This is a genomic window from Halorubrum kocurii JCM 14978 (assembly GCF_000337355.1).
Lineage (GTDB): Archaea > Halobacteriota > Halobacteria > Halobacteriales > Haloferacaceae > Halorubrum > Halorubrum kocurii.
This window is the reverse complement of sequence record NZ_AOJH01000060.1, coordinates 52,871-63,928: the sequence shown is the minus strand read 5'-3', so window position 1 is coordinate 63,928 and position 11,058 is coordinate 52,871. Positions and strand designations below refer to the sequence as shown.

Genomic DNA, 11,058 nt, shown 5'->3' with positions numbered 1-11,058 from the left:
GGGCTTAACTTCCGTGTTCGGAATGGGTACGGGTGTTTCCCCACCGCTCTGGCCGCCTTTACGCCGACTCTCGGACTCGAACCGAGACTTCTCCACGAAACTCGTGGAGAGACGCCTGTGTCGGTGGTTCCGATCGAATGATCGGCCGACCGTGTATGCGTGCGATCCAGTTACCGCCTGAACTCATACGAACTGTGGTGTCAGTGCCGTATGACTGTGGCTTCGGTCTGTTAGTGCTCGTGGACTCANGTGCGATCCAGTTACCGCCTGAACTCATACGAACTGTGGTGTCAGTGCCGTATGACTGTGGCTTCGGTCTGTTAGTGCTCGTGGACTCAACACCTCGTTGCCTCGGTGCGTACATCCCGAGTCTATCGAACTCGTCTTCTACGAGTGACCTCATCGGTACTTCTTTTCCATGTGGGTTTCGAGCTTAGATGCGTTCAGCTCTTACCCCGTGTCGCGTGGCTACCCGGCATTGCGTTCTCACACAACCGGTACACCAGTGGCGACCAAACGTAGTTCCTCTCGTACTATACGTTCGTTCACGTCAAGTACCTTGACACCCCCAATAGATAGCAGCCGACCTGTCTCACGACGGTCTAAACCCAGCTCACGACCTCCTTTAATAGGCGAACAACCTCACCCTTGCCCGCTTCTGCACGGGCAGGATGGAGGGAACCGACATCGAGGTAGCAAGCCACCCGGTCGATATGTGCTCTTGCGGGTGACGACTCTGTTATCCCTAAGGTAGCTTTTCTGTCATCTACGGGCCCCATTCCGGAGCCTCGTAGGTTCGCTAGACCACGCTTTCGCGTCAGCGTCACTCGTTGGGAATGACACTGTCAGACCATCTTGTGCTCTTGCGCTCTTCGCCGGATTCCCGACCCGGCTGAGATGATCTTCGGGCGCGCTCGATATCTTTTCGAGCGCGTACCGCCCCAGTCAAACTGCCCGGCTACCGGTGTACTCCTCCCGGAGTGAGAGTCGCAGTCACCGACGGGTAGTATTTCAATGTTGACTCGGTGACCCGCTGGCGCGGGTACCTGTGTAATGTCTCCTACCTATGCTGCACATCGGCGACCACGTCTCAGCGACAGCCTGCAGTAAAGCTCTATAGGGTCTTCGCTTCCCCTTGGGGGTCTCCAGACTCCGCACTGGAACGTACAGTTCACCGGGTCCAACGTTGGGACAGTGGCGCTCTCGTTTATCCATTCATGCAAGCCGCTACTGAAGCGGCAAGGTACTACGCTACCTTAAGAGGGTCATAGTTACCCCCGCCGTTGACGGGTCCTTCGTCCTCTTGTACGAGGTGTTCAGATACCCGCACTGGGCAGGATTCAGTGACCGTACGAGTCCTTGCGGATTTGCGGTCACCTGTGTTGTTATTAGACAGTCGGAGCGCCCGAGTCACTGCGACCTGCTCCGTCGAGAGCAGGCATCCCTTCTTCCGAAGGTACGGGACTAACTTGCCGAATTCCCTAACGTCGGTTCTCCCGACAGGCCTTGGCTTGCGCTGCCAGAGCACCTGTGTCGGATCTCGGTACGGACATCGTGCTCGTCTTTTCACGGGCCCTATGTACGGCTGACTTGCGCTATCTCGCGCTTCTCTCGCTTCGTGCCGTGACGGCTTCCACGAGGTTCCACGATTTGACCGGGCGAAAGCCCGGCTCAGCGTTCCACACGGCGTCGACTTTTACTGCACGATGGCACTGGAATCTTAACCAGTTTCCCGTTGATGCAGTCGAGTTACGGTGCATCTTAGGACCGGCTGACCCTCGGCTGAGTGGCAGTGCCGAGGAACCCTTGCTCATCAGGCCGTCGAGGTTCTCACCCGACTATCGCTGCTACTGTGACCAGGATTGTCATTTCTGAACGGTCCACGCGAGCTCTCGCCCGAGCTTCCATCCGAACAGAACGCCAACCTACGCGGTTGCCCGTCTCACGGGCACGGCCAGGTCTCGGTGGTAGATTTGAGCCCCGATCATTTTGGGCGCCTCAAACCTCGGCCGGTAAGCTGTTACGCTTTTCTTAGAGGGTAGCTGCTTCTAAGCTCACCTCCCGGCTGTTTAGGGCTTGAGACCACCTTCGAATCGCACTTAATCTACACTTTGGGACCTTAACCCGGCTCTGGGTTGTTCCCCTCACGGTACACAGGCTTACCCCGCGCACCGGACTCCCTTCGTCTACAGCGCCTGCGGGTTTGGAGTTTGACAGGATGGCCGACTCCTCTCGGAGGCGGGTCATCCAATCGGTAGCTCTACCCCGCGGGCTACCTCGGAAGAGGTCATGCTTCGACATGTTTCGGTTGGAACCAGCTGTTGCCAGGCTCGATGGGCCTTTCACCCCTATGCGCAGATCACGAGAGGATATTGTAGAATACCAACTCTAACGGGCCTCCACGTGGCTTTCGCCACGCTTCACCCTGCCTGCGTATAGATCGCCTGGTTTCGGGTCGCACCCAATTGACTCCCCGCGCTTGAACACGGTGGCCCTCGCAATGCTGCGGCCGTATCGGTTTCCCTGCGCCTTCCCCGGTTCACGGGTTAGACTCGCCAATCAAGTGCACTCCCTGGGTCGTTTTTCAAAACGCACGACACGACGCCGGCTCGATTCTCTTCCTACTGGAGGATCGCTCCTCGGTCGTTTCAAGAATCGCCTTCTACGCCCTGTCGCTCGATCGCCAACTGATTTCAGGCCCTATTGCACCGCCCTTCTCGGGGTGCTTTTCAGCGTTCGCTCACGCTACTTGTTCGCTATCGGTCTCGAGGAGTGTTTAGCCTTCTCAGGGGATGCCTGAGTTGTTCACAGAGGATATCCGACCCCTGCTACTCTGGTATTGACGCCAACGGTACTGTCTCATTCTACGGGGTTGTCACCCTGTTTCACGCTCCGTTCCAGGAGACTTCGAATGAGAGCTCGCGTTTTGGTTGTCAACCCGAACACCACATTGGTCCGAAGACCTTCGGTTTGGGCTGTGTCGCGGTCACTCGCGGTTACTAACGACATCGCTATTGCGTTCTTTTCCTTCCCTTACTGAGATGTTTCAATTCAGGGAGTTCCCTATTGCGCGTGGCAATTGTAAACGGATTCCGATTCGGAAACCTCGTGTTCTTTCCCTCCATGCGGGTCCCACGAGCTTTTCGCAGCTTGGCACGTCCTTCATCGGCTCTCGAGCCGAGCCATTCACCAGCTGGCACAGTAGCCAGTAGTGTGTCAGCCAACTCTCAGAAGAGAGTGCTGACGGTGTCAGAAATACTCGTCAGAGTATTCCGACTGTATATGGTTCACTGACGTTCCACGAACTCGTATGAGTTCAGTGGACGTCTGGATCGCACGTATACACGGTCGTCATCGGATCACGTCCAGGCATGGAGCGTGTCCGTCGAACCCTTCCCATCCGCGGTTTCCCGGGATGGTGCATCGGTCGTCGTCTACCCAATCCGAATCGCGTCTCCCACTTAAGGGGACGGATTCGGGCTGGGGCTGACATGGACTCACTGGGATTCGAACCCAGGGCATCCTCCTTGCAAGGGAGGCACTCTACCGCTGAGCTATGAGCCCACCTTCCCGCGTGGGAAGGGATGGTCTGCGTGTCGCGTGTGTGTGAACCGTGGTAGTTCGTCGGTGTCCAGGCCGGTGGATGGGTGGAACCACAGACCGTGCATGAGTAGTGACCGTCTTGAGAGACGGTCGTAAGGTGAGCCTCCCAGAGGGAGGTCTCGGGTCGGTGGAGGTGATCCAGCCGCAGATTCCCCTACGGCTACCTTGTTACGACTTAAGCCCCCTTGCGAAGCCCAGATTCGACTCGTGGAACGAGCCTCATCCGGACCTCACTCGGGTGCTTTGACGGGCGGTGTGTGCAAGGAGCAGGGACGTATTCACCGCGCGCTTATGACACGCGATTACTACCGAATCCAGCTTCATGTGGGCGAGTTGCAGCCCACAATCCGAACTACGATCGAGTTTCTGAGATTACCGTCTCCTTTCGGAGTAGGAACCCTTTGTCTCGACCATTGTAGCCCGCGTGTTGCCCAGCACATTCGGGGCATACTGACCTACCGTTGCCCGTTCCTTCCTCCGTGTTGGCCACGGCGGTCTCCCTACTGTCCCCAGCCACTTCGCAGTGCTGCTGGCAAGTAAGGATGCGGGTCTCGCTCGTTGCCTGACTTAACAGGACGCCTCACGGTACGAGCTGACGGCGGCCATGCACCTCCTCTCTGAAGCTCGGATAAGGTCATCAACCTGATCGTCATTACTACAGTCGATGCTGGTGAGATGTCCGGCGTTGAGTCCAATTAAACCGCAGGCTCCTCCGGTTGTAGTGCTCCCCCGCCAATTCCTTTAAGTTTCATCCTTGCGGACGTACTTCCCAGGCGGTCTGTTTAGCGGCTTCCCTACGGCACAGCACCCACTCGTAGTGGGAGCCACACCTAACAGACATTGTTTACGGCCAGGACTACCCGGGTATCTAATCCGGTTCGAGACCCTGGCTTTCGTCCCTCACTGTCGGATCCGTCCTCGCGACGTGCTTTCGCCATCGGCGGTCCGTCCAGGATTACGGGATTTCACTCCTACCCCGGACGTACCCGTCGCGCCTTCCGGTCCCAAGCCACGCAGTTTCCACCGGACGCCCACCCGTTGAGCGGGTGGATTTTCCGATGGACTTGCGCGGCCAGCTACGGACGCTTTAGGCCCAATAAGATCGGCCATCACTCGGGCTGCCGGTATTACCGCGGCGGCTGGCACCGGTCTTGCCCAGCCCTTATTCGTCCACCTCCCTACGGTGGACAAAAGCGNCGCACTTGGGATTCCCTTATCGCACTGGCGTGCAGTGTAAAGGTTTCGCGCCTGCTGCGCCCCGTAGGGCCCGGAATCTTGTCTCAGATTCCGTCTCCGGGTTCTCACTCTCATGACCCGTACCGATTATTGGCACGGTGGGCCGTTACCCCACCGTCTACCTAATCGGCCGCAGCCACATCCTTCGGCGCCGGAGCGTTTGGCACAGTCCTCATTCCAGGTGGACTGTGGTATACACTATTAGCCTCAGTTTCCCGAGGGTATTGTGTTCCGAAGGGTAGTTTGGCCACGTGTTACTGAGCTATTCGCCACGAGTCTGAGCTCGTGCGACTAGCATGGCTAAATCGAATCCCAATAGCAATGGCCTCCGGCAGGATCAACCGGAATGTATAACCTCTGAGCCTGATTCCCGGCGCAGAGGGGTGTTGGCGGGTTTTGACTCGCGATGAGTCAAAACACCATTGCATGGTCTATGTGGTGTCCGGTACAGCCAGCGACCTGGATGACACCGAACTACCACGGCTCACATCAGATTTCCTCTTACGCCGGAGCGCAGGGGGCGAAATCCTCATNGGTACAGCCAGCGACCTGGATGACACCGAACTACCACGGCTCACATCAGATTTCCTCTTACGCCGGAGCGCAGGGGGCGAAATCCTCATTCGGGTGAGTCGGATGAACCGACTCTGCGAAACCGGGACGAATTGAACGTCCCGAGTCCGCGGTGCGTTCTTCGCGTTTCAACCGAACGGGCTTATACACTTAAGCACGTCGGAACGCTTCGACCGGCCGCAGAGCGGCCGGCCGGTGACCCCCTCGCCGGGGGACCTTCGCATTCAACACGAATGCCGGGTTATATTTAACCCCGTCGAACTATCGACGCCACGTCATGCGTTTTCATTGGAAGCACTTCGCACGACGAATCGCCATCGCTCCACAGTAGAGGGAGAAAGTGAACGATCCGCACAGTTCAACGAGCGGCCACGATCAGGCACGAAATGACCGAAATATGACATAGTAATTTCGGTAGAAGTTCGTGTGATGGTAGCTGTGATTCCGCGCCGATTCGACGACTCCCATACAGCGACTCGAGCATCCCTGCTCGACGGAGGAGTACCCACGGTTGAGAGAAGTCATTGTCCACCGCAACAGTCGTCGACCGAGCGGTCGTTTATACCACGGGCGTTTATAAGGGAGGGGAACACATATAAAAGCGAACGATGACGAACCCTGCAGATTCGATCGAGATCCAGAACGTAGTTGCATCGACGGGGATCGGCCAAGAACTCGATTTGGAGGCGCTAGCTGAGGACCTTCCTGGCGCGGATTTCAACCCCGACAATTTCCCGGGGCTCGTCTACCGGACCCAAGAACCGAAGGCGGCCGCGCTTATTTTCCGGTCAGGAAAAATCGTCTGCACGGGTGCAAAGAGCATCGACGACGTCCACGAGGCGCTCGGGATCATCTTCGAGAAACTCCGCGGGCTGCAGATTCCGGTCGAGGACGACCCAGACATAACCGTTCAGAACATCGTTTCGAGCGCAGATCTCGGTCATAACCTCAACCTCAACGCGCTCGCGATCGGCCTCGGACTCGAAGACGTCGAGTACGAGCCGGAGCAGTTCCCGGGTCTCGTGTACCGGATGGACGAACCGGAGGTCGTGATCCTTCTGTTCGGAAGCGGGAAGATCGTCATTACCGGTGGAAAACGGACCGACGACGCGGAGGAAGCCGTCGAAGAAATTGTCGAACGGATCGAAGGGCTCGGACTACTGGGCTAGCGGAACAGGAACGGATCGCGATCGGATCGCAGCAGAGCGACCGACGACGGGCAGCAAGTGGTCCAGCGGGACGTGCCCGGTGTACGTCGGGATTGTTTTCCAACCGGTTATTATGACGCGTCTTCAGTCAGCACTTCTTTGACGACGCTCGGGTCCTCCAAGAGCTGATGTTTCGTGTAGCTCCCTTCGGCGCTCCCGCCGCTGTGTTTCGACTGCTCGATGATATCGAGGAAGGCGTGTTCCTTGAGGAGGTCACGGACGCGTCGGAGCGAAAGGCTGTCCGAGCCCTCCTGACGACAGATGTTCTCATAGATCTCGTAGACACGACTGGTCCGGAACCCGTCCTGACGGCCGCTCGAAAGCGAGAGCAACGCGAGCGCCTGGAGGACGTACCGAGAGTGTGGCGTCGACCCGCGGATGAGTTCGCGGAACCGATCGGTCTCCGCGCGCTCACGTGCCTGCGTGACAAATTCCTCTCTGACCGTGGGGTCACCGTTACTCTGTGCGATTTCACCCGCGTATCGGAGGATGTCGATCGCCTTGCGGGCGTCCCCGTGCTCGCGTGCGGCGAGCGCGGCTGCGCGCGGGATCGTTGACGGTTCGAGGACATCGTCGTGGAAGGCGTCTGCGCGCGCCTGCATGATCTCACGGAGTTGGTTGGCGTCGTACGGGGGAAACACGAACTCCCGTTCACAGAGGCTCGATTTGACTCGCTCGTCCATGCGGTCTTTGTACTGGATCTTATTGCTGATCCCGACGACTCCGAGCTTGCAATCGGTGATCTTACCGGCCTCACCGGCCCGTGAAAGCTGCATCAGGATCGCATCGTCGTCAAGTTTATCGATCTCGTCGAGGATGATGAGCACGACATCGTACCGCTGATCGAGGATCCGCCAGAGCCGCTTGTAGTACGTTGAGGTCGAGAGGCCCTTATCCGGGACGTTGATTCCGGTGGCGTCCGGATCGTTGACCGCGTCGGCGATCGTCTGAACGGCCTGGGTCTCAGTCGTGTCTTGCGCGCAGTCGACGTACGCGAACGTCGCATTGACGCCTTCCTCTCCCGCCGTCGAGACGAGTCGCTTGGAGACGTACTTCGCGCAGAGCGATTTCCCAGTCCCGGTTTTGCCGTATATTAACACGTTACTCGGGCTCTGACCGAAGATCGCGGGGTTGACCGCCGTCGCGAGGTCAGCGATCTCGTCGTCGCGGCCGACGATCCGACCCTCTCCGGGGAGATGGCTGATCTCGAGGAGTTCCTTGTTCGCGAAGATCGGGTCCTCCCTAGTGAAGAGGTCGTCCGCTGCGTCCATGGGATCGACACCGTGTTTCCGGTGAAATGCGTTCCGCTTCGAACGTGACGACACGGCGGTTGAGAGACACACCGTGTTTCCGGTGAAATGGGGTGCATTGGGTGGGAGAGGGTTGGTCAAGGTGGTGTGTTAATAAAAGAATATGAAAATAGAGAACGAATACCTCTGAAATTCCACAGCCAACTTCACCGGAAACGTGGTGTCGATCCCAGAGCAACCCCAGAGCGTAATCCCACAGAGCAACCCCAGAGCGTAATCCCACCAACACCACAAACAGGAGCCGTCAACGTCACAAACGAGAGAGACCGGAAAGCCGGGAATGAGACAGAGATGGCCTGCGGAAAGAACAGCCTGCAAAAAGAACAGCCTGCAGAAACCGGCCTAGCAGAGCGAACTAAAACCGTAAGAGACCCCGTTTCCGGTGAAACGCTAAACTTCGACCGACAAGCGAATTTATCTTTATAATTTAGTGGAATATACTCTAAATCGGTTTATAGTTCTTTCTATTCAATAACCCGTTCTACGACGGACCACCTGGAATCCAGGCACCGTATCTGGCGGCCCAGACACCACCTACTACCCACCCACCCCAAAACGATCCTATTTCACCGGAAACACGGTGTGTCTCTCAACCGAATGACCACCGTCCACTACCGTCCAAATTAACGGTGGGCGTCCACGCCATCGATACAGGCAGTATTCCTCCACCGTCACGAACGGCAAGAGAATTACGCGAGATCGAACGGCAAGGGATCCAAATTGCGTAAGTCGGTTACGTCGAGCAAGTCAGTTAACTTGAGCAAGTCAGTTAACTTGAGCAAGTCGGTTAAGCCGAGCAAGTCGCGGAAGTTGTAGTCGTGAAAGCTGCCGTGAGTCCGTTATTCCTGCGCGTCGACGACTGCCACGCTAGCTAGGTTGACGATATCTTTGACTTCGTCGCCGCGCTGGAGCACGTGAACCGGCTGGTCCATCCCGACGAGCATTGGCCCGATCGCCTCAGCGCCACCGAGCCGCTGGAGCAGCTTGTAGCCGATATTCCCGGCTTCGAGGTTCGGGAACACGAGCACGTTCGCAGCCTCGTCGAGCTGTGAGAATTCGTAGGTGTCGTTGAGGATCTCGTCGACGACAGCCGTGTCGGCCTGCATTTCACCGTCGACGGGGAAGTCAACCTCTTCGTCCTCATGGAGAATTTCGACCGCGTCACGGGGTTTTTGCGTCCCCTCGTTGTCGACGCTCCCGAAGTTGGAGTACGAGAGCATCGCCGCGCGAGGCTCGACATTAAATCGCCGAGCGAGATCAGCGGTGTGTCGGGTGATCTCCGCGAGCGTCTCTGCGTCGGGATCCTGATTCACCGTCGTGTCGGCACAGAAGACGACCCGATTTTTGAACGTGAGCATATACACGCCCGCGACGGTGTCCGTGTCCGCCGCAGAGCCGATCACCTGCAACGGCGGCCGAAGCGCCGACGGGTAGTGGTGCGTCAGTCCCGTGAGCATCGCGTCGACGTCACCCGATTTCACCATGACACTTCCGAGATAATTCGTGTCTCGGCGAACCAGTTCGTTCGCCTCCCGACTGGTTATGCCCTTCCGCTTGCGGAGCTGATAGAGCTGGTTGCCGTACGCGGACACGTCGCGATCGGCGGGATCGACGATCTCCGGACGGAACGAGAGTCCGAGCGCGTCTGCAGTCCGGGCGATTTCGTCGGCGTCGCCGAGCAGCACGGGATCCGCGATCCCCTGCTCGGAGAGCTGGTAGGCCGCGCGGATCATCTTCTCGTCGGTCCCCTCGGCCAGCGCGATGCGCTTCGGATCGCTCTTCGCCTTGTTCAACACGACGCGCATCATCTCCCGGGACTTCCCGAGCCGCGCCTCCAGTTGTTCCCGGTACGTCTCGAGGTCGATCTCGGTCCGCGCACAGCCCGACTCCATCGCCGCCTTCGCGACGCTCGGAGCGACCTCGAAGAGCACGCGCGGGTCGAGGGGCTTCGGGATCACGTAGTCCGGACCGAACTGAAGCGGGTCGTCGCCGTACGCCTTCACGACTGCGTCCGGAACGTCCTTGCGTGCCAGCTCCGCGAGTGCCTCCGCGGCCGCCCGCTTCATCTCTTCGTTGATCTCCGTGGCGCGCACGTCGAGCGCGCCGCGGAACAGGAACGGGAACCCGAGCACGTTGTTCACCATGTTCGGGTAATCGGACCGACCTGTCGCCATAATCACCGTATCGTCGCGAGCGTCCTTCGCGTCCTCGTAGGTGATCTCTGGGTCGGGGTTCGCCATCGCGAAAATGATCGGGTCAGACGCCATCGACCGGACCATCTCTTGGGAGACGATCCCCCCGACTGAGAGCCCGACGAACACGTCCGCCCCCGCCATCGCGTCGGCGAGGTCGCCGCCCTCTCCCTCACTGGCGAACTGGCTTTTGTACTCGTTGACGTCCCCGTTCGCGACGCGGTCCTCCGTGATGACACCGGAGGAGTCACACATAGTGATGTTCTCCCGTTTCGCGCCGAGGGAGACGTAAAACCGAGCCGTCGCAATCGCGGATGCGCCGGCACCCGAAAAGACGATCTCGATCTCGGAGAGGTCCTTCCCAGAGATCTCCGTCGCGTTCATCAGCGCCGCACCGGAGATGATCGCGGTCCCGTGCTGGTCGTCGTGGAACACCGGGACGTCCATCTCCTCCCGAAGCCGCTCCTCGATCTTGAAACACTCCGGGGCCTTGATATCCTCAAGATTCACGCCACCGAAGGTCGGTTCCATCGCCTTCACCGCCTCGCAAAAGGGATCGACGTCGTCGATTTCGAGTTCGATGTCGAACACGTCGATGTCGGCGAACCGCTTGAACAGCACGCCCTTCCCCTCCATGACGGGTTTCGACGCCGAGGCACCGATGTCCCCAAGCCCGAGCACGGCGGACCCGTTCGAGACGACGGCGACGAGATTCCCCTTCGCCGTGTACTCGAACACCGAATCCGGGTCCGCGGCGATATCTCGGCACGGCGCCGCAACTCCGGGAGAGTACGCGAGCGAGAGGTCACGCTGCGTGTTCGTCGGCTTGGTCGTCTCGATCTCGATCTTTCCCGGCGGCTCCCGGCGGTGGTACTCTCTCGCGTCGTCGTCTAGTCCCATGTCTCTCCCAATTCGGTAACGGAGTAAAAAGGTATG

3 protein-coding genes, 1 tRNA gene and 3 rRNA genes are annotated in these 11,058 nt (G+C 58.5%); 1 reads left to right on the top strand and 6 read right to left on the bottom strand.

All coding sequences use genetic code 11. The features are described 5' to 3' along the window. The 4 genes from rrf to C468_RS09180 all read right to left on the bottom strand — a co-directional run. Nucleotides 1-60 (bottom strand): 5S ribosomal RNA (gene rrf, locus C468_RS09195); the annotation flags it as partial. Nucleotides 61-298: 238 nt separating this feature from the next. Further along, a 23S ribosomal RNA gene (locus C468_RS09190) occupies nucleotides 299-3,215 on the bottom strand. Between the two features lie 277 nt (nucleotides 3,216-3,492). Then, nucleotides 3,493-3,564: transfer RNA gene (locus C468_RS09185), tRNA-Ala, on the bottom strand. 167 nt (nucleotides 3,565-3,731) lie between these two features. Further along, nucleotides 3,732-5,187, bottom strand: a 16S ribosomal RNA gene (locus tag C468_RS09180). A gap of 833 nt (nucleotides 5,188-6,020) precedes the next feature. On the opposite strand from C468_RS09180, the gene C468_RS09175 reads away from it, so the two are divergent. Further along, on the top strand, nucleotides 6,021-6,581 hold the full coding sequence (locus tag C468_RS09175; RefSeq protein ID WP_008848611.1) for a TATA-box-binding protein: 561 nt from the start codon (nucleotides 6,021-6,023) through the stop codon (nucleotides 6,579-6,581). Nucleotides 6,582-6,691: 110 nt separating this feature from the next. Here the strand turns inward: C468_RS09175 and C468_RS09170 are convergent, their stop codons facing one another. Together C468_RS09170 and C468_RS09165 are read right to left on the bottom strand one after the other, a co-directional pair. Next, nucleotides 6,692-7,891 (bottom strand): Cdc6/Cdc18 family protein, encoded by a 1,200-nt coding sequence (locus C468_RS09170; protein ID WP_008848610.1) that lies wholly within the window; start codon nucleotides 7,889-7,891, stop codon nucleotides 6,692-6,694. A gap of 878 nt (nucleotides 7,892-8,769) precedes the next feature. Continuing rightward, nucleotides 8,770-11,022 (bottom strand): NADP-dependent malic enzyme, encoded by a 2,253-nt coding sequence (locus C468_RS09165; protein WP_008848609.1) that lies wholly within the window; start codon nucleotides 11,020-11,022, stop codon nucleotides 8,770-8,772. Nucleotides 11,023-11,058 lie beyond the last annotated feature (36 nt).

Excerpts from the sequence above, each read along its gene's own strand:
- C468_RS09175 (WP_008848611.1), top strand. The coding sequence starts at position 6,021 with ATGACGAACCCTGCAGATTCGATCGAGATCCAGAACGTAGTTGCATCG.
- C468_RS09170 (WP_008848610.1), bottom strand. The coding sequence starts at position 7,891 with ATGGACGCAGCGGACGACCTCTTCACTAGGGAGGACCCGATCTTCGCG.
- C468_RS09165 (WP_008848609.1), bottom strand. The coding sequence starts at position 11,022 with ATGGGACTAGACGACGACGCGAGAGAGTACCACCGCCGGGAGCCGCCG.